At 46.8% G+C, this 20,000-nt stretch carries 17 protein-coding genes, 1 tRNA gene, 3 rRNA genes, 1 other RNA gene and 1 other annotated feature (2 of these 23 cut by a window edge); of the genes, 6 read left to right on the top strand and 16 right to left on the bottom strand.

What is annotated here, in order from left to right:
* The 8 genes from GNE05_RS00160 to tadA all read right to left on the bottom strand — a co-directional run.
* Positions 1-1,410: ribosomal RNA gene (locus GNE05_RS00160) — 16S ribosomal RNA — on the bottom strand (it extends 140 nt beyond the left edge of the window).
* Positions 1,411-1,657: 247 nt separating this feature from the next.
* Positions 1,658-1,921 carry a pro-sigmaK processing inhibitor BofA family protein gene (locus tag GNE05_RS00155; RefSeq protein ID WP_021494556.1) on the bottom strand — a complete coding sequence of 88 codons (264 nt, stop codon included), beginning with the start codon at positions 1,919-1,921 and terminating at the stop codon, positions 1,658-1,660.
* A 60-nt stretch (positions 1,922-1,981) separates the two neighbouring features.
* Complete coding sequence (locus GNE05_RS00150; RefSeq protein WP_007408755.1) at positions 1,982-2,206, bottom strand: YaaL family protein; 225 nt, start codon at positions 2,204-2,206, stop codon at positions 1,982-1,984.
* Positions 2,207-2,224: 18 nt separating this feature from the next.
* Entirely contained in the window at positions 2,225-2,821 is a 597-nt protein-coding gene (gene recR, locus GNE05_RS00145; RefSeq protein ID WP_003150697.1) for a recombination protein RecR, read from the bottom strand.
* 14 nt (positions 2,822-2,835) lie between these two features.
* On the bottom strand, positions 2,836-3,159 hold the full coding sequence (locus tag GNE05_RS00140) for a YbaB/EbfC family nucleoid-associated protein (protein ID WP_003150700.1): 324 nt from the start codon (positions 3,157-3,159) through the stop codon (positions 2,836-2,838).
* 24 nt (positions 3,160-3,183) lie between these two features.
* Positions 3,184-4,875, bottom strand: coding sequence for a DNA polymerase III subunit gamma/tau (gene dnaX / locus GNE05_RS00135; protein WP_003150701.1), 1,692 nt, complete (start codon positions 4,873-4,875; stop codon positions 3,184-3,186).
* A 133-nt stretch (positions 4,876-5,008) separates the two neighbouring features.
* Positions 5,009-5,273, bottom strand: an RNA gene (ffs, locus tag GNE05_RS00130) — signal recognition particle sRNA large type.
* 84 nt (positions 5,274-5,357) lie between these two features.
* Entirely contained in the window at positions 5,358-5,840 is a 483-nt protein-coding gene (tadA, locus tag GNE05_RS00125) for a tRNA adenosine(34) deaminase TadA (protein ID WP_007615141.1), read from the bottom strand.
* Between the two features lie 82 nt (positions 5,841-5,922).
* Between tadA and GNE05_RS00120 the strand changes: the two genes are divergently transcribed.
* The 4 genes from GNE05_RS00120 to dck all read left to right on the top strand — a co-directional run bounded on the left by GNE05_RS00120 (position 5,923) and on the right by dck (position 9,198).
* Entirely contained in the window at positions 5,923-6,474 is a 552-nt protein-coding gene (locus GNE05_RS00120; RefSeq protein ID WP_076982851.1) for a cysteine hydrolase family protein, read from the top strand.
* A gap of 71 nt (positions 6,475-6,545) precedes the next feature.
* Positions 6,546-7,829 carry a glycoside hydrolase family 18 protein gene (locus tag GNE05_RS00115; protein ID WP_040238645.1) on the top strand — a complete coding sequence of 428 codons (1,284 nt, stop codon included), beginning with the start codon at positions 6,546-6,548 and terminating at the stop codon, positions 7,827-7,829.
* Positions 7,830-7,924: 95 nt separating this feature from the next.
* Entirely contained in the window at positions 7,925-8,548 is a 624-nt protein-coding gene (dgk, locus tag GNE05_RS00110) for a deoxyguanosine kinase (RefSeq protein ID WP_011996159.1), read from the top strand.
* A complete protein-coding gene (gene dck / locus GNE05_RS00105) occupies positions 8,545-9,198 on the top strand; it encodes a deoxyadenosine/deoxycytidine kinase (protein ID WP_007615132.1) in 654 nt (217 codons plus the stop codon). The genes dgk and dck overlap by 4 nt, the downstream gene beginning before the upstream one ends.
* A gap of 130 nt (positions 9,199-9,328) precedes the next feature.
* Here the strand turns inward: dck and GNE05_RS00100 are convergent.
* Positions 9,329-9,421: transfer RNA gene (locus tag GNE05_RS00100), tRNA-Ser, on the bottom strand.
* Positions 9,422-9,638: 217 nt separating this feature from the next.
* Here GNE05_RS00100 and GNE05_RS00095 point away from each other — a divergent pair.
* Positions 9,639-10,784 carry a glycerate kinase gene (locus GNE05_RS00095; protein WP_160182319.1) on the top strand — a complete coding sequence of 382 codons (1,146 nt, stop codon included), beginning with the start codon at positions 9,639-9,641 and terminating at the stop codon, positions 10,782-10,784.
* Positions 10,785-10,794: 10 nt separating this feature from the next.
* On the opposite strand, the gene serS is transcribed toward GNE05_RS00095, so the two are convergent.
* The 5 genes from serS to guaB all read right to left on the bottom strand — a co-directional run bounded on the left by serS (position 10,795) and on the right by guaB (position 17,036).
* A complete protein-coding gene (serS, locus tag GNE05_RS00090; RefSeq protein WP_007408744.1) occupies positions 10,795-12,072 on the bottom strand; it encodes a serine--tRNA ligase in 1,278 nt (425 codons plus the stop codon).
* A 54-nt stretch (positions 12,073-12,126) separates the two neighbouring features.
* Positions 12,127-12,339: a binding site (T-box leader), on the bottom strand.
* A 52-nt stretch (positions 12,340-12,391) separates the two neighbouring features.
* On the bottom strand, positions 12,392-12,982 hold the full coding sequence (pdxT, locus tag GNE05_RS00085) for a pyridoxal 5'-phosphate synthase glutaminase subunit PdxT (protein ID WP_007615126.1): 591 nt from the start codon (positions 12,980-12,982) through the stop codon (positions 12,392-12,394).
* 21 nt (positions 12,983-13,003) lie between these two features.
* Positions 13,004-13,888, bottom strand: coding sequence for a pyridoxal 5'-phosphate synthase lyase subunit PdxS (gene pdxS, locus GNE05_RS00080; protein ID WP_003150714.1), 885 nt, complete (start codon positions 13,886-13,888; stop codon positions 13,004-13,006).
* Between the two features lie 197 nt (positions 13,889-14,085).
* Entirely contained in the window at positions 14,086-15,417 is a 1,332-nt protein-coding gene (gene dacA / locus GNE05_RS00075; protein WP_011996156.1) for a D-alanyl-D-alanine carboxypeptidase, read from the bottom strand.
* Positions 15,418-15,569: 152 nt separating this feature from the next.
* Complete coding sequence (gene guaB, locus GNE05_RS00070; RefSeq protein ID WP_003150717.1) at positions 15,570-17,036, bottom strand: IMP dehydrogenase; 1,467 nt, start codon at positions 17,034-17,036, stop codon at positions 15,570-15,572.
* Between the two features lie 120 nt (positions 17,037-17,156).
* Here guaB and GNE05_RS00065 point away from each other — a divergent pair, with 120 nt between their 5' ends.
* Positions 17,157-18,107, top strand: a complete 951-nt coding sequence (locus tag GNE05_RS00065) for a YaaC family protein (RefSeq protein WP_031304321.1) — start codon at positions 17,157-17,159, stop codon at positions 18,105-18,107.
* A gap of 44 nt (positions 18,108-18,151) precedes the next feature.
* Here GNE05_RS00065 and rrf read toward each other — a convergent pair.
* Positions 18,152-18,267: ribosomal RNA gene (gene rrf / locus GNE05_RS00060) — 5S ribosomal RNA — on the bottom strand.
* A 50-nt stretch (positions 18,268-18,317) separates the two neighbouring features.
* Positions 18,318-20,000: ribosomal RNA gene (locus tag GNE05_RS00055) — 23S ribosomal RNA — on the bottom strand (it continues 1,247 nt past the right edge of the window).

Genomic DNA, 20,000 nt, shown 5'->3' with positions numbered 1-20,000 from the left:
GGCGGTGTGTACAAGGCCCGGGAACGTATTCACCGCGGCATGCTGATCCGCGATTACTAGCGATTCCAGCTTCACGCAGTCGAGTTGCAGACTGCGATCCGAACTGAGAACAGATTTGTGGGATTGGCTTAACCTCGCGGTTTCGCTGCCCTTTGTTCTGTCCATTGTAGCACGTGTGTAGCCCAGGTCATAAGGGGCATGATGATTTGACGTCATCCCCACCTTCCTCCGGTTTGTCACCGGCAGTCACCTTAGAGTGCCCAACTGAATGCTGGCAACTAAGATCAAGGGTTGCGCTCGTTGCGGGACTTAACCCAACATCTCACGACACGAGCTGACGACAACCATGCACCACCTGTCACTCTGCCCCCGAAGGGGACGTCCTATCTCTAGGATTGTCAGAGGATGTCAAGACCTGGTAAGGTTCTTCGCGTTGCTTCGAATTAAACCACATGCTCCACCGCTTGTGCGGGCCCCCGTCAATTCCTTTGAGTTTCAGTCTTGCGACCGTACTCCCCAGGCGGAGTGCTTAATGCGTTAGCTGCAGCACTAAGGGGCGGAAACCCCCTAACACTTAGCACTCATCGTTTACGGCGTGGACTACCAGGGTATCTAATCCTGTTCGCTCCCCACGCTTTCGCTCCTCAGCGTCAGTTACAGACCAGAGAGTCGCCTTCGCCACTGGTGTTCCTCCACATCTCTACGCATTTCACCGCTACACGTGGAATTCCACTCTCCTCTTCTGCACTCAAGTTCCCCAGTTTCCAATGACCCTCCCCGGTTGAGCCGGGGGCTTTCACATCAGACTTAAGAAACCGCCTGCGAGCCCTTTACGCCCAATAATTCCGGACAACGCTTGCCACCTACGTATTACCGCGGCTGCTGGCACGTAGTTAGCCGTGGCTTTCTGGTTAGGTACCGTCAAGGTGCCGCCCTATTTGAACGGCACTTGTTCTTCCCTAACAACAGAGCTTTACGATCCGAAAACCTTCATCACTCACGCGGCGTTGCTCCGTCAGACTTTCGTCCATTGCGGAAGATTCCCTACTGCTGCCTCCCGTAGGAGTCTGGGCCGTGTCTCAGTCCCAGTGTGGCCGATCACCCTCTCAGGTCGGCTACGCATCGTCGCCTTGGTGAGCCGTTACCTCACCAACTAGCTAATGCGCCGCGGGTCCATCTGTAAGTGGTAGCCGAAGCCACCTTTTATGTCTGAACCATGCGGTTCAAACAAGCATCCGGTATTAGCCCCGGTTTCCCGGAGTTATCCCAGTCTTACAGGCAGGTTACCCACGTGTTACTCACCCGTCCGCCGCTAACATCAGGGAGCAAGCTCCCATCTGTCCGCTCGACTTGCATGTATTAGGCACGCCGCCAGCGTTCGTCCTGAGCCAGGATCAAACTCTCCGATAAAGTGTTTGACTGACTACGCACATCGCTGTGCGATTTATTTAAAACTTTGAATTAACAGGTACGTTTTGTCTTGTTTAGTTTTCAAAGAACTTTGTCCATCGCTCTTGAAGCGACTTAATTATTGTAACATATCAACTTCAATGCCGTCAATAACTTTTTAAAATTTCTTTTTAAGAATTCGTTTCGTCATCAGCGACGTATATTAGAATACCACCATTGATCCAACATGTCAACAATAATCGACAAATTAAATGATGAAGCGTTTAATGACTATCAAAGCCGCAATGCCGGGAATCCCCAGAATCCCGCTGATGCCCGTTGTAATCAGGTTAACAGGGATATGAATACCGAGACTGCCCCCGAACAAGTTCACACCCACCAGCAAAATCGCGCCGGCAACAAATTTAATGGCAGTCACACCGATCCATCTTAGCGGTTTTGAAGATACTCCCCATAAAAAAAGCAAAGCAACCAGACCGACAATCAAACCGATAATGAAAAAAGGCTCCATGAATCTTCCCCCTCGCTTGTTTAGTACAAGCTTATGAGAAGATCCCGGAGAATAGACCTCTTACTTCCATCTGCTCATTTTCAAATTCCGCTGCTTCGCTTCTTTCAAATAAAAAAAGTACTTAGATTCAGCGACTTTCAGCTCAAACAACACCTCAGCGGAGGGCTCGAGACTTTTCTCGACCAGACTCTTCTGTCTGTTCCATTCTTCTTTTTGTTTAAAGAGCTGTTCTATCAGCTTCTCATCAAACTCTTTTCTTAATGTATTTCTGCGAAGAAAACCCATGCCTTGCCTTTTCCTCCCTTACAATTCACGTCTTCCTTCAAGAGCTTTTGAAAGAGTGACCTCATCAGCATATTCCAAATCACCGCCGACGGGCAGACCGTGGGCAATACGGGAGAGCTTGATGCCTGAGGGCTTTAACAGCCTTGATATATACATCGCTGTTGCTTCCCCTTCAATATTAGGGTTGGTTGCGAGAATAACTTCTGTCACTTGATCATCCTGAAGACGTTTCAGCAGCTCCGGAATCTTAATATCCTCCGGGCCGATGCCGTCCATTGGTGAAATCGCGCCGTGAAGAACATGATACTGGCCGTTATATTCCTTCATTTTCTCCATTGCGATCACATCCTTAGGGTCTTGCACGACACAAATAACAGACTTATCCCTCCTTGTGTCCTCACATATATAACAAGGGTCCTGATCTGTTATATGTCCGCAAATTGAGCAATATGTCAGATTCCGCTTCGCATTGACAAGCGCCTTAGCAAAATCCAATACTGTGTCTTCTTTCATACCTAGAACAAAAAAAGCCAGACGAACCGCTGTTTTCGGTCCGATCCCTGGCAATTTCATAAAGCTGTCAATCAGCTTTGATATTGGTTCAGGATACTGCATGTTTATTTATCCCCCTAGAATAAACCCGGTATGTTCATTCCTTTTGTAAATTGTCCCATTGTCTCATTCGTCATGTCATCCACTTTTTTGAGGGCGTCGTTTGTCGCAGCAAGAACCAGGTCCTGAAGCATTTCGATATCTTCCGGATCAACGACTTCTTCTTTAATGGCAACGTCTACAACTTCTTTTTGGCCGTTGACTTTTACAGTCACCATACCGCCGCCTGCTGTGCCTTCAAGCACTTTTTCAGCAAGCTCCTCCTGAGCCTTCGCCATATCCTTTTGCATTTTTTGCATTTGTTTCATCATTTTTTGCATGTTTCCCATTCCGCCACGCATATTCAATCACTCTCTTTCATCTTATTAGTCTTTTATTTCGATTAAATCCGCTCCGACAAGTTTTTTCGCCTCTGCAATCAGCGGATCTTCTTCAGCCGGTTCGTTTGATCCTTCACTTTCCTGCTGGTGATCATTTAAAAATTCTTCTCTTATTTTACCCCATTGTGCTTCCGGAACGCCAATCAAATCCATTCTTTTCCCGAGCATTGATTCGAGAATCTGTTCAAGATTCGTACGGACTCCATTATTGTCTTCTGCAACCATTTTACAATGGATTTCGTATTTAAATTTAAGCACAAATGCCTTTTGAGCTGCAGCTACCGGTTCACTGTCATTCAAAAGAGCCGCATGAGACACCTTATTCTGCTGTTTCAGGTGTGCCAGCAGCTTGCCCCAGCTGCTTTTAAGCTGTTCAAGATCAGGTCTTGTGGCTTCCTTCAATATCTCATGAATTCTTCCGACCGGGGCTTTATAATGGCTTTTTCCGCCTTTTTGAGGACGCGGAGCTTCTTTCGGAGCGCTTTCCATCTGAACCTTCACACCGGAGGTTTTCAGCCTTTCTACTTCCTGCTCAAGCTGCTGGATCTTATTCATCAGCATGCCGACCTCAGGGATGTCTCCGGCGGATTGCTGTGCCGTCTGGCATATTTTCACGACAGCCACTTCAAAAAAGATTCTTGGGTGGTTCGTCCACTTCATTTCCTGATGGCTTTTATTCAGGATATCAATCATCTCATATAAAGCGGGGGCCGGTATGTCACCGCTCAGATTCCGAAACGTTTCATCGACCTTCACCTTTTCCAGGACTCCTTCTAAACCGGGAGCGGCCTGGTACAAGAGCATATCCCTGAAATAGAAAATCATATCTTCAATCAGTTTGGCCGCATCTTTCCCCTGCTGGAGCAATTCATTCAGTGTTTCCAATGCCTCGGAAACCTGTTTGCGGTGAAGAGCAGATGCCAGTTTTCCAATATAGTGCTGAGAAACGGCTCCGGTAATGAGCAATGCGTCATCCACCGACAGCTCCTCGCCGCTGAATGATACGGCTTGATCGAGCAGGCTCAGCGCGTCCCTCATTCCTCCGTCCGCAGCACTCGCTATGATATCAAGGGCTCCTTCTTCCACCTTCAGCTGCTCTGCATCGACGATTGTCTTCATTCGTCCGACAATTGCTTTGGATGTAATCCGTTTGAAGTCAAAACGCTGACATCTGGAGATAATGGTTAAAGGAATCTTATGAGGCTCAGTCGTAGCTAATATGAAAATGCAATGTGCCGGCGGTTCTTCCAGCGTTTTCAGAAGCGCATTGAATGCGCCGATAGAGAGCATATGCACCTCATCTATAATATATACTTTGTAGGTGACGGCCGACGGGGCGAATTTTACTTTGTCACGGATGTCGCGGATTTCGTCTACGCCGTTATTCGACGCCGCATCTATTTCAATCACATCTGATATAGAGCCGTTTGTGATCCCCTTGCACGCCGCACATTCATTGCACGGTTCTTCTACGGGGGCGTGCTCACAGTTGACTGCTTTCGCAAATATTTTAGCTGCACTGGTTTTTCCCGTTCCCCGCGGTCCAGAAAACAGATATGCATGAGAAAATTTCTTTTGCAAAAGGGCATTTTGCAGCGTTTTCGTAATGTGTTCCTGTCCGACCACATCTTCAAACTGCTGAGGCCTAAATACTCGATATAAAGCTTGGTAACCCACAGGATGCGCCCTCCTCTGTTATTCATCATGTTTATTATACATGAACGTGCTTTTAACGCCAAAACCCGTTTTTCATATACGAAAAAACTCACCTGCCATAAACAGGTGAGTCTGAAATTTGATGATTGATTTACCGTGCACCTTCTGTCGATTCGCTACCCTAAGCGTTACTTAAGCAGTTAGCTCAGCCCAGGCAACCCTGCGGCACATGAGAGGTTTCACTTAATGCTGCTTCCTTCCGGACCTGACATGGTTCATGAATTCCCATTGCGCAGGACCCAGACGTCAACGCCACTTACTTAAGGCAGACCTTACAGTAAACGAACCTCGAGAAGGGATTCGGCCCCGCTAGAGCGGATTGCGGGTACAGGGCACCGCTACCTCCCCGCTTAGCACGGCAAAATAAATATCAAATTTTGATATGCGCACCATTCATGATGCACACATAAGTATATCTGCTTCAGGCAGAAAATGCAACCGTACTACTCAGACAACTTTTTCCTCATGTCTTTCTTTTGCCGGCGCAGCTTTCTGAAAAAAGCGCTGAGCATTTCTCCGCACTCTTCTCCGAGCACGCCGCTCACCACTTCCGCTTGGTGGTTGAACCGCTCTTCCTGCAAGAGGTTCATCAGCGTTCCTGTACAGCCCCCCTTGGGATCAAATGCGCCGAATACGACCTTATCGACTCTCGAAAGCACGACGGCTCCCGCACACATCGGACACGGCTCCAAAGTGACATAAAGAACGGCATCCTCAAGTCTCCATGTCCCCAGCTTACGGCACGCTTCGTCTATCGCCAGCATTTCGGCGTGGGCAAGCGACCTCTGTTCAGTCTCCCGCAGATTATGCGCCCGTGCCACGATCTCATCGTGCAGAACAAGAACTGCTCCGATCGGCACTTCACCTTTCGCTTCGGCTTTCTTCGCTTCTTTTATGGCTTCTCTCATATAATATTCATCATTCATAGGTTCGAGCTCTCTTCTTAAGTTTTTTCATGTCTCATAAAGGTTAAAATAGGAATACCCCAGCAGAAAGGAGTTGCCGGTATTGTCTGAACCTAACAACACAGCCCTTCTGATTGTCGATATGATTAACAATTTTCAATTTGATATGGGCGAACGTCTTGCTGAAAAAACCAAACAAATTGTCCCCCGTATTTTATCATTAAAGAAGCATGCAAAACAAAGCAACTGGCCGATTATTTATATTAATGATCATTACGGGCTCTGGAAGGCTGATATTGATGCCATCAGGGAGGAATGCAGCAACGACAGAAGCGCCCCCATTATAAAAGATATTTCGCCTCAGCCGGATGATTATTTTCTCATTAAACCGAAGCATTCCGCTTTTTACGAAACGGCGCTTCACACCCTTCTGACCGAATTACAAGTGAACCGATTAGTCATCACGGGGATTGCCGGGAACATTTGTGTGCTGTTCACGGCCAACGACGCCTATATGAGAGAATACAGCATTGCCATTCCGAAAGACTGCACCGCTTCCAATAACGACGAAGACAATGATTTCGCTTTGACCATGATGGAGAATGTTCTCTTCGCAGAAATAACCACGGAAAAACAAATTACCGCCGAAAAATAAACATGATCAGCCTCCTTTTTTCATATATTTGATAGCGGATATGAAAGGAGGCGTTTTTCATTCAGATCTATATAGTGAAACGGGGCGACACGCTTTCCGCTATTGCGGCGCGCTACCGGACTGCCGCAAATGTCATTGCGGAAGCAAATAAACTGCCTAATCCAAATACATTGGTTGTCGGACAAACCCTTGTCATCCCGATTGAGGGTCAATATTACGAAGTGAAACAAGGTGATACTCTCGCGGCAATCGCCGGCCGTTTTCATATATCGGCCGCGGAGCTTGCGAGGGTTAACGGAATTCAGCCCGGCACCACATTGAGAGCCGGAACCCGCCTTTACATTCCGCAGCAGGCGAATAAGCCCGATATCGAATCAAATGCATATATAGAACCGCGGGGAACGAGCGTAAGCGCTAATCTCCAACAGGCGGCAAGGGAGGCCTCTCCTTATTTAACATACCTCGGCGCATTCAGTTTTCAAGTGCAGCGGAACGGGACTTTAAAGGAACCGCCTCTGACCAATTTAAAAAGCATCAGTGACAGGCACAACACCACACTGATGATGATCATCACCAACCTTGAAAATGACGCATTCAGCGATGAACTCGGGCGGCTCATCTTGAATGACAATACAGTGAAAACAAAACTCTTTCAGGAAATCGTCTCCACGGCTAAAAAGTACGGCTTTCGCGATATTCACTTTGATTTCGAATATTTACGTCCACAGGACAGAGAAGCCTACAATCGTTTTTTACGTGAAGCGAGGACGATTTTTCATCGGGAAGGCTGGAAGATTTCAACGGCGCTTGCTCCGAAAACGAGCGCGACTCAGGCCGGCAAATGGTACGAAGCACATGACTATAGGGCACATGGAGAAATCGTCGACTTTGTCGTGATCATGACATATGAGTGGGGGTACAGCGGAGGCCCGGCTCAGGCCGTATCACCTATCGGCCCTGTAAGAAATGTCATTGAGTACGCGCTGACGGAAATGCCTTCTTCAAAAATCGTCATGGGCCAGAATATGTACGGCTATGATTGGACACTGCCTTTTAAACAGGGAACGACAGCCAAAGCCGTCAGTCCTCAGCAGGCAATCGCTCTGGCAGCACGCCATAAAGTCGACATTCAATATGACGAAACCGCCCAGGCTCCATTCTTCCGATACACGGATGAAAATCAGAGACGGCATGAAGTATGGTTTGAAGACGCACGATCCATTCAAGCGAAATTCAATTTAATTAAAGAACTTCATTTAAGAGGAATCAGCTATTGGAAACTCGGCCTTTCTTTCCCGCAAAACTGGCTTTTGCTCGGCGATCAATTTCATATTGTGAAAGAGACGTTTCGTTAATTGGAAGCGTCTTTTTTCATGGGCTTTTCTGAGAGTGTGATACAATATAAAGGCCGGCAGCTGACGGATGTTTGCAGAATTAAGGAGGATTTTCAATGAACAGAGCCCCTTTTATCGCGGTAGAAGGTCCTATCGGGGCAGGAAAAACGACACTCGCTACGATGCTTTCTGAAGAGCTCGGTTTTCCTATGATTAATGAGATTGTGGAAGACAACCCTTATCTCGATAAGTTTTATGACAATATCGAGGAGTGGAGTTTCCAGCTTGAAATGTTTTTTCTATGTCACAGGTATAAACAGCTTGAAGACACCGATCGAGATTATTTAAAACAAGGACAGCCCGTTTTGTCCGATTATCATATTTATAAAAATGTTATTTTCGCAGAGCGTACATTGCACGGCCAAAAGCTTGAGAAGTATAAGCAGATCTATCACCTGCTCACTCACGACCTGCCGAAGCCGAATATCATTGTATACATAAAGGCAAGCCTGCCGACATTGCTTCAACGCATCGAAAAACGCGGGCGCCCGTTTGAGAAAAATATCGAGCATCAATATCTGGAACGTCTCATTACAGATTACGACACAGCCATCAGACAGCTTCAGGAAGAAGACCCGGATATATCTGTACTGACCATTGACGGTGATACTGAAGACTTTGTTTTGAATAAGACAGACTATGAAAGAATTGCCCGTCAGGTAAAGGAGCTTATTAAATGAAAGACATTCATATTCCAAACAACGCCATTATAACAGTAGCGGGAACGGTAGGAGTCGGAAAATCGACTTTGACCAAAGCTTTAGCAAAACGGCTCGGGTTTCATACCTCACTCGAGGAAGTGGATGAAAACCCTTATTTAGAGAAGTTTTATCACGATTTTGAACGTTGGAGCTTCCATTTACAAATTTATTTTCTGGCTGAGCGGTTCAAAGAGCAGAAAAACATGTTTGAATCAGGCGGCGGATTCGTGCAGGACCGTTCGATTTATGAAGATACAGGCATATTCGCAAAAATGCATGCCGATAAAGGAACCATGTCGCTGACAGATTACACAACATACACAAGCCTATTTGAGGCGATGGTCATGACGCCGTACTTCCCGCATCCTGATGTTTTGATCTATTTAGAAGGCGACCTTGAAAACATTATAAACCGGATTGAAAAGCGGGGCCGCGAGATGGAGCTGCAGACAAACCGCTCTTATTGGGAAGAGATGTATACACGGTACGAAGACTGGATCAGCGGTTTTAACGCCTGCCCTGTGCTGAAAGTGCGCATTGAAGATTATGACCTTGAAGCTGATGAACAGTCACTGGAACCTTTGATCGAAAAAATCAGTCACGTGATCAACGAAAACAGAAATAAATAAAAACAGCAAAGCGATTTTCCCCGGACAGAGAAAATCGCTTTTTTTGCATATAAAAAATCCGCTGCATCACATGCAGCGGACAAAACAATCTCCAATATATGCTCGAGTTTCATTAGGTTTAAAATCAATATGGCGGAGGAAGAGGGATTCGAACCCCCGCGGGCTTTGACACCCCTGTCGGTTTTCAAGACCGATCCCTTCAGCCAGACTTGGGTATTCCTCCGTATCGACATTTAATAATATAACACATGACCTAAATTTCAGTCAAGCGCTTTTTCATATTTTTTATTTCATTTCTTAAACGGCTTGTCCGTCAGCTTTACTATCATACAAAAGTCTTGCGTCCAATTCAACCTCAGTATGCCATACGGGCAGGAAAACACAGTAAAAATCAAGAATAGATTCAAACAGATAACCTGCTCATAAAGGTGGAGAACATAATGAAAATCATTATTGCACCGGATTCTTTCAAAGAAAGCATGACATCAAAAGAAGCCGCTGACAGCATAGAAAAAGGATTCAAAGCGGTCTTCCCTGACGCGGAATATATCAAGATACCCGCGGCCGACGGCGGAGAAGGAACCGTTCAGGCTTTGACGGATGCCACTGGCGGAAGCATCATCAAAAAAACTGTGACCGGTCCGCTGGGAATGCCGGTAAACGCCGCATATGGACTTCTGGGAGACGGACGCACAGCAGTCATTGAAATGGCGGAAGCATCGGGACTTCATCTCGTTCCCCGCCATCTCAGAGATCCGTTGAACACAACGACAAGAGGAACGGGTGAACTGATAGCAGATGCAGCTTCCCGCGGGGCGGGTGAGATCATCATCGGGCTTGGCGGGAGCGCAACCAATGACGGCGGAACAGGAATGGCGAGCGCGCTCGGTGTGCGTTTCTTAAATGAGGAAGGTCAGGAGATACCTGACGGCGGAGGCGCTCTGCACACCCTAGCTTCTATTGATATAAGCGGTCTCTCTCCTGATCTGAAACATATCCGTATCCGTGCCGCATGTGATGTCGAAAATCCTCTGACCGGTGAAAACGGCGCGTCATATGTCTTCGGCCCGCAAAAAGGGGCATCCGAGAAGACTAAAGTTGTATTGGATCGCAACTTACGCCATTTCGCTGACGTATTGAGACGTCAGCACGATATCGAAGCGGATACCGTAAAAGGCGCGGGCGCCGCAGGGGGACTCGGCGCCGGACTGATCGCTTTCTTACAGGCAGAACTTCAAAGCGGGATTGACGTTGTATTAGATACACTGTCCTTCTCAGATCAGATAAGAGGCGCTGACCTTGTCATTACCGGAGAGGGGCAGATTGACGGACAAACGATATTCGGCAAAACCCCCGCCGGGATCGCCGCACGCGCATCTGCTCAAGAAATTCCCGTTATCGCATTGGCGGGCTCCTTAGGCAAAAATTTCGAGCAAGTTTACAGCGCAGGAATAACGGCTGTATTTTCTATCGTGCCGCGTGCTGTAAGTCTTGAAGACGCCTTAGCATCCGGCCGTTTTAACCTTGAAAGCACAGCCCGGAATGCCGCCGCTCTATACCGGGCAGCAAAAAAGGCGCGCCTCTAGGGCGCACCTTTTACGGTTTGATGACTTCTTTATTTCCCATATAAGGACGAAGCACTTTCGGAATGATGACACTTCCGTCTTCCTGCTGATAGTTTTCTAAGATGGCAGCTACTGTTCTGCCGACTGCAAGACCTGAACCGTTTAATGTATGCACATGCTCCGGCTTGCCTTTCGCTTCGCGTCTGAATCGAATGTTTGCGCGTCTCGCCTGGAAGGCCTCAAAGTTACTGCAAGAAGAAATTTCACGGTATGTGTCTTGGCTTGGAATCCATACCTCAATATCGTACTTTTTCGCGGCTGTAAAGCCGAGATCACCGGTACACATGCTCATGACACGATACGGCAGTTCAAGCAGCTGAAGCACCCGCTCAGCTTGATTCGTCAGTTTTTCAAGCTCTTCATAAGAATCTTCCGGCTTCACGAATTTCACAAGCTCAACCTTGTTGAACTGATGCTGGCGGATCAAACCGCGTGTATCACGGCCGGCAGATCCCGCTTCTGAACGGAAGCAAGCGCTGAATGCGGCATAATTGATCGGCAGGTTCTCACCGGATAAGATTTCATCGCGGTGCATATTTGTAATCGGCACTTCCGCCGTCGGAATTAAGAAATAATCTTCTTCTCTGATTTTAAAAGCATCCTCTTCAAATTTAGGAAGCTGTCCCGTGCCTGTCATGCTCGTACGGTTTACCATATAAGGAGGAATGACTTCCGTGTAATCATATTCATCAACGTGAAGATCCAGCATAAAGTTGTAGAGCGCGCGTTCGAGGCGGGCGCCTAATCCTTTATAAAACACAAACCGGCTGCCTGTTACTTTTGAAGCGCGTTCGAAATCAAGAATGTTTAAATGGTCTGCGATATCCCAATGCGGTTTCGGCTCATATGAAAATGCCGGCGCCTCTCCCCACTTGCGGATTTCAATGTTATCATCTTCCGTTTCCCCGACGGGCACTGAATCGTGCGGGATGTTCGGAATAGACAGAAGGATGGTTTCGAGCGTCGTTTCGACAGTACGAAGCTCTTCATCAAGCTTCTTAATTTCTTCGCCCACTTCGCGCATCTCTTTAATAATATGATCAGCGTCTTTTTTCTCCCGTTTCAAAACGGCGACCTGCTGAGATACTTCATTGCGTTTTCCCTTCAGTTCTTCTACTTTACCGATAAGCTCTCTTCTCTTTTCGTCCAGCTCTTCAAACTTGTCAAAGTCAGATAAGTCTTCGCCTTTTGGAATGAGCTTCGCTTTTACCTCTTGAAAATTGGCTCTCAGCACCTTCGTATCAATCATGCCTAACAACTCCTATCTATTTTTATCGAAAATAAAAAAGAGCCCTCATCCCCTAAAAGGGACGAGAGCTCTCGCGTTGCCACCCTGATTGAAAACAAGCTCACACTTGCTTCCCGCTTTAACACATAACGGTTTTCCCGTAAATGCCTACTTGGTTTCAGCATTTCGCTCAAGGACGGATTCGGACAGCATCTTTCACCGATTCGCACCACCCATCGGCTCTCTTTGAAAGAGAGGCTTCCTACTGCTTCCTGTCAACGCTTTTCGATCTTTATTTGTGTTTATAATGTACTATAAGTATCAGCGGTTTTCAACTGTTTTATACAGCTGTTTCCTGCTTATGCTTTTCCGCCATCTTCACAAACAGCTCTGTCACCCGGTGATCATCCGTCAGTTCAGGATGGAACGAGCAGCCGAGGAAATTCCCCTGCTTTGCAGCCACGATGCGTCCGTTATGCTCACAAAGCACTTCAACATCTTCTCCGGCTTCTAAAATATGCGGCGCGCGAATAAATACACCCGTAAACGGCTCATCAAGGCCTTTAATCGTCAGATCAGCTTCAAAGCTGTCGACCTGACGGCCAAAGGAATTACGCTCGACGACAACGTTCAACAGCCCTAGATGAGCGTTATCCGTTCCCGCTATCTCTTTGGCTAAAATAATCAGACCGGCGCATGTGCCGAACATCGGCTTGCCTTGGGCGGCAAACTCGCGAAGCGGCTCCATAAAATGATACGTATCCATTAAACGCCGCATCGTCGTGCTTTCCCCGCCCGGCAGGATTAAGCCGTCGATGTCATTCAGCTGTTCAGGACGCTTAATGACGACACCTTTTGAACCACATGCTTCAATTGAACGAATATGTTCTCTTACTGCTCCTTGAAGTCCAAGTACACCAATTGTTAACATGCTTCCAGCTCTCCTATGGTTTTACCAGCCGCGTTCTTGCATACGCTGTTCCGGCAATAGATTTGAGATTTCGATTCCTTTCATTGCTGTGCCTAATTCTTTAGAAAGCTCAGCGATCAGTTTGTAGTCTGTGTAATGAGTCGTTGCTTCAACAATTGCTTTGGCGAATTTAGCAGGGTTGTCTGATTTGAAAATACCTGAACCGACAAATACGCCGTCAGCGCCAAGCTGCATCATCAATGCCGCGTCAGCAGGCGTCGCTACTCCGCCGGCAGCAAAGTTCACTACAGGCAGTTTGCCGTCACGCTTGATTTGAAGAAGCAGTTCATAAGGAGCGCCGAGGTTTTTAGCTTCAGTCATCAGCTCATCATCGCTCATCGCAACAACTTTGCGCACTTGCGCGTTTACTTTTCTCATATGGCGGACAGCTTCCACAATGTTTCCTGTTCCCGGTTCGCCTTTTGTACGAAGCATGGAAGCTCCTTCGGCGATACGGCGCGTTGCTTCGCCGAGATCACGGCAGCCGCATACGAACGGGACTGTATATTCGTTTTTATTTAAATGAAATTCTTCGTCAGCCGGAGTCAGAACTTCACTTTCATCGATGTAATCTACTCCCATTGCTTCAAGGACACGCGCTTCAACGATATGTCCGATACGCGCTTTTGCCATTACGGGAATGGATACAGCATTCATTACTTCTTCAACGATTGTCGGATCAGCCATGCGGGCAACACCGCCGGCAGCGCGAATATCAGCCGGAACGCGTTCTAACGCCATTACGGCAACAGCTCCCGCCTCTTCCGCAATCTTCGCTTGTTCAGCATTTACAACGTCCATGATGACGCCGCCTTTTTGCATTTCCGCCATGCCGCGTTTTACACGATCAGTACCTGTTTGAGCCATTATTTGGTCCCCCTAGTCAATGTATAGTTAGATAATTTCTATCTCTTATTGTATCCCAGAAATACAATATTTCATATGGGTATTCTTATTTTACAGCGAGATGAATAAGATAGATATCATTTTTTTACTAATAATTTGGTTTTTTCAGTATATTAAGCAAAAGAGCCCTAACTTTCATCAGAGCTCTTTCTTATTTCTTAAAACCAGCCTGTTACCGTGTCAACGGCGCTGTTCCAGATACCGGAGAAGAATCCGCCGATGCCGCGCATCATCTGAACAAACCAGTTTGCTTTATCTACATCATTTTTCGTTACAAGATTCACGCTGAACTCTTTGGATTTGAGGAAGCCATAGTCTTTGTCACTGCCTTTGTATGTAACTGTCAGCGTTCCGACTTTCGTTCCCTTTTTCACAGGAGCCGTGATTTCTTTTTTATCTAAAGTCACTTCGGCTTTATAGTTCTTTTCATCCCCGCTTTTCACAGGAATAGAAAGCGCCTTGTCAGTAACAATATCGACTTGCTTGTCTTTCCCTTTTTCAACGTCAATCGTTTTGTGCCCTTTTACTTGAGAGCCTTCAGGGTAAAGATCTTTCATTGAGAAATTGCTGTTAAATGCGTAATCGAGCATTTTTTTCGTTTCATCAAAACGTCCGGTATGCAGGTTGCCTTTTGCGTTTAATACAACGGTGATGACCCGCATTCCGTTCCGCTGTGCTGTACTTGTAAAACAAGATCCCGCAGAATCAGTAGAACCCGTTTTTAAGCCGTCAACGCCAGGGTATTCAGAAACAAGACCTTTTAACATGAAGTTCCAGTTCGGCATGTCCATTTCATCATCAGTGCCGGCTCTGAATTTCGTCTTAGCGATGCTTGTTGTTTTGAGAACTTCCGGATAATCAGTGATCAGGCGGTCTGCAAGAAGCGCCATGTCTTTAGCAGAAACTTCACTTTCTTCTTTAACGCCTTCTCCTTGCGGCTGCTTGCCGTGAAGGTCTTCATTCACAAGCCCTGTGGCATTTTTAAAATCATAGTTTGTCATACCTAATTCTTTGGCTTTCGCATTCATTTCAGCGACAAATTTCGTTTCAGTTCCGGCAAGAATTTCGGCAACTGCAATCGCGGCTCCGTTGGCAGAGTAAATCGCCATAGCCTGATACAGTTCTTTAACCGTGTATTTGCCGTCTTTTCGAAGGGGGACGTTTGATAAACTGTTGTCTTGAGAAATTTCATAGACATAATCATCAGGAGTATACGTTTGATCCCATTTCACTTTTCCTTCTTTAATGGCTTCCAGAAGCAGATATTCAGTCATCATTTTTGTCATGCTGGCAATCGGCAGTCTTTTGTCTGCATTTTTACTGTATAAAATTTTTCCCGATGAAGCCTCAATCATTATCGCAGCTGATGCGTTGACATCAATCGGGTCATTGCCGGCTGCCTCCGCTTTAGACATCGGAACAAAGCAAGTTGCGGCCAGTGCCAGTACCACTAATGACACCAACAGCTGTTTCCATTTCGTGATGTTCAATCTTACGACCTCCGTCATTCATTTTAAATCTATAATTAAGCCGTTAAGGACATATTCAAATTCAAAACACAACAGTATAAATTTTATCACACTCGATATAAAAAAAATAGACAGAGTCAGCGACCCTGTCAAATGTTTTTTATTTGTAACAATTATGAGATTGTGTAGTTTGGTGATTCTTTCGTAATTTGGACATCATGCGGATGACTTTCGCGAAGACCGGCACCTGTCATACGGATGAATTGAGCCTCTTCTCTTAAAGCACGCAAGTCTTTTGAACCGCAATATCCCATACCTGAACGAAGACCGCCGACAAGCTGATACACTGTTTCTTCTACAGGACCTTTGTACGGAGTCCGTCCTTCGATACCTTCAGGGACGAATTTCTTATTTTCTTCTTGGAAATATCGGTCTTTACTGCCTTTTTCCATGGCAGCGACAGATCCCATACCGCGATACACTTTAAATCTTCTGCCTTGATAGATTTCAGTCTCTCCCGGGCTTTCTGAAGTACCGGCAAGCAGGCTTCCGAGCATTACGGCATGTCCGCCTGAAGCCAACGCTTTCGTAATATCTCCTGAGAATTTAATACCGCCGTCTGCGATAATTGTCGCGCCGTGTTTTCTCGCTTCAGTGGCGCAATCATAAATGGCAGTGATCTGCGGTACGCCTACACCTGCAACGACGCGTGTCGTACAGATAGAACCAGGTCCGATTCCCACTTTGACAATATTTGCTCCGGCTTCAATCAGAGCTTTTGTCGCTTCAGCCGTTGCAACATTTCCCGCGATAATGTTCAGTTCAGGATATGTTTCACGGATTTTCGCAACTGTGTTCAGTACGCCTCTGGAATGTCCGTGAGCCGTATCAACCACGATAACGTCGACATTCGCTTCAACAAGCTTGCTGACGCGTGTCATTGTATCGCCTGTCACGCCTACCGCAGCGCCGACAATAAGGCGTCCGTGTTCATCTTTAGATGAATTCGGGAATTCGATAACCTTTTCAATATCTTTGATCGTGATAAGACCTTTTAATTTGTTTTGGTCATCCACTAACGGAAGTTTTTCAATTTTATGTTTCTGTAAGATTTTTTCTGCTTCGTCTAATGTGGTTCCCACAGGAGCCGTAACCAGCTCTTCTTTTGTCATGACATCACTGATTTTCATTGAATAATCAGAGATAAAGCGAAGATCACGGTTTGTAATGATACCGACAAGCTTTTGATCGTCTTTATTATCTACAATCGGAACACCGGAAATTCTGTATTTACCCATCAAATGCTCCGCATCGAATACTTGATGATCAGGTGTTAAAAAGAAGGGATTTGTAATAACGCCCCGTTCAGAACGTTTGACTTTGTCAACATGTTCAGCCTGCTGTTCGATGGACATGTTTTTATGGATAATGCCCAAGCCGCCCTGTCTGGCCATCGCAATCGCCATAGCTGATTCTGTTACTGTATCCATTCCCGCACTGATGACAGGAATATTAAGCTTTAACGTCTTTGTCAGTTCAACAGATAAATCCACATCACGCGGAAGTACGTCTGATTGAGCCGGTACGAGCAGTACATCATCGAACGTTAAGCCTTCTTTTGAAAATTTACTTTCCCACATTAGTAAATCCCCCTCTTTTCGGCAAAATATTATATGTAGATTATCAACTAGAAAACAGCATGTCAAGGAAGCGAAAAAGAGTTGAAATATTTAGATAAAGGAAAGGGTTTAAAAATACGTATGAGAGATCATGAGTGGAAAGAGTTATCATTATTTTATTCCGTAGAATCTTCCCAGAAATTTCTAAATAAAGTCTATACAGAAAGCGGCATGGAAGAACCAAAACGATATGCGTTTAAGAACAGTGAGCGCTTCATATTCTTTATCAAACACGCCGAGTCCTTTTATAAGCAGGCATCTCTTTCCCCTTTAGAAATTAAGCCTATTCTGTTGTTTTACGGGATGTCACAATTGCTGAAAGCCTGTCTTCTGACCACAGATCCAAGCTACCCAAGCCATGCCTCAGTACTCGCGCATGGCGTGACTGCCCGGAAACGCAAAAAGCAAAATTACTCCTTTAGGGATGATGAAGTGAAGGTGCAGCGCAATGGCTTATGTATTCATGTAATGAAGCACTTATTCGGAATAGCTGGTCTTGAGGAGGAACGGTATACGATGAAGAAATTGCTGACAGCCATTCCTGAATTGCATACTGTCTTTTACTTCCAAGAGAAAAAGAATTGGCTGACCCGAGTAGAGCTGAAAGATGACCTTATTTCAGTGCCTGAGCATGCGGTGATTCATTACAATATGTCTGATTCCCGCTTTGCTGAATATATCAGCCATCATTTGAAGTGGTCTTTTCTGAGGAAAGACCATAACCACTTGGTTTTTGAGGCTGACCCGATAGACAGAGAACCTTGGTCTTCACCAAATTTATTGTTTCACTTGGAGAAAAACCAATATTACATTCCCTCTCAGCGTGATCACTTCCTGCATCTTCCGGAAATGATTATTCATTATTTGGTTCTCTACAATATCGGGATGATTGCGAGATATGAAACGGAGTGGTGGTATGAACTGCTGACACAGCATGTCAGTGATGATTATGTAATGATCCGCCGGTTCTTAGAGGTCACGGAACGCAAACTTCCGTATTACGTTTCTAATTTCCTGAAGCAATACTTATAAACAAAAAAGGCAGCTCATGATGAGCTGCCTTTACCGTAATGATAGCTTGGCGGCGTCCTACTCTCACAGGGGGAAACCCCCGACTACCATCGGCGCTGAAGAGCTTAACTTCCGTGTTCGGCATGGGAACGGGTGTGACCTCTTCGCTATCGCCACCAAACCATTGAGAGTGTTCTCTCAAAACTAGATAACAGTAAGCATACATTCAAATTGGTTAAGTCCTCGATCGATTAGTATCTGTCAGCTCCATGTGTCGCCACACTTCCACCTCAGACCTATCAACCTGATCATCTTTCAGGGATCTTACTTCCTTGCGGAATGGGAAATCTCATCTTGAGGGGGGCTTCATGCTTAGATGCTTTCAGCACTTATCCCGTCCGCACATAGCTACCCAGCGATGCCCTTGGCAGAACAACTGGTACACCAGCGGTGCGTCCATCCCGGTCCTCTCGTACTAAGGACAGCTCCTCTCAAATTTCCTGCGCCCGCGACGGATAGGGACCGAACTGTCTCACGACGTTCTGAACCCAGCTCGCGTACCGCTTTAATGGGCGAACAGCCCAACCCTTGGGACCGACTACAGCCCCAGGATGCGATGAGCCGACATCGAGGTGCCAAACCTCCCCGTCGATGTGGACTCTTGGGGGAGATAAGCCTGTTATCCCCGGGGTAGCTTTTATCCGTTGAGCGATGGCCCTTCCATGCGGAACCACCGGATCACTAAGCCCGACTTTCGTCCCTGCTCGACTTGTAGGTCTCGCAGTCAAGCTCCCTTGTGCCTTTACACTCTGCGAATGATTTCCAACCATTCTGAGGGAACCTTTGGGCGCCTCCGTTACCTTTTAGGAGGCGACCGCCCCAGTCAAACTGCCCACCTGACACTGTCTCCCCGCCCGATAAGGGCGGCGGGTTAGAAGGTCAATACAGCCAGGGTAGTATCCCACCGATGCCTCCACCGAAGCTGGCGCTCCGGTTTCCAAGGCTCCTACCTATCCTGTACAAGCTGTACCAACATTCAATATCAGGCTGCAGTAAAGCTCCACGGGGTCTTTCCGTCCTGTCGCGGGTAACCTGCATCTTCACAGGTACTATAATTTCACCGAGTCTCTCGTTGAGACAGTGCCCAGATCGTTGCGCCTTTCGTGCGGGTCGGAACTTACCCGACAAGGAATTTCGCTACCTTAGGACCGTTATAGTTACGGCCGCCGTTTACTGGGGCTTCAATTCGCACCTTCGCTTACGCTAAGCGCTCCTCTTAACCTTCCAGCACCGGGCAGGCGTCAGCCCCTATACTTCGCCTTACGGCTTCGCAGAGACCTGTGTTTTTGCTAAACAGTCGCCTGGGCCTATTCACTGCGGCTCTCTCGGGCTTGCACCCTAACAGAGCACCCCTTCTCCCGAAGTTACGGGGTCATTTTGCCGAGTTCCTTAACGAGAGTTCTCTCGATCACCTTAGGATTCTCTCCTCGCCTACCTGTGTCGGTTTGCGGTACGGGCACCTCTCACCTCGCTAGAGGCTTTTCTTGGCAGTGTGGAATCAGGAACTTCGCTACTATAATTCGCTCGCCATCACAGCTCAGCCTTCACGGGAAACGGATTTGCCTATTTCCCAGCCTAACTGCTTGGACGCGGATATCCAATACCGCGCTTACCCTATCCTCCTGCGTCCCCCCATTGCTCAAATGGTGAGGAGGTGGTACAGGAATATCAACCTGTTATCCATCGCCTACGCCTTTCGGCCTCGGCTTAGGTCCCGACTAACCCTGAGCGGACGAGCCTTCCTCAGGAAACCTTAGGCATTCGGTGGAGGGGATTCTCACCCCTCTTTCGCTACTCATACCGGCATTCTCACTTCTAAGCGCTCCACAAGTCCTTCCGGTCTTGCTTCACAGC

The organism is Bacillus sp. AM1(2019) (genome assembly GCF_009906915.1).
GTDB lineage: Bacteria > Bacillota > Bacilli > Bacillales > Bacillaceae > Bacillus > Bacillus velezensis.
The sequence above is the reverse complement of the archived record's forward strand: the minus strand, read 5'-3'. Positions and strand labels throughout refer to the sequence as shown.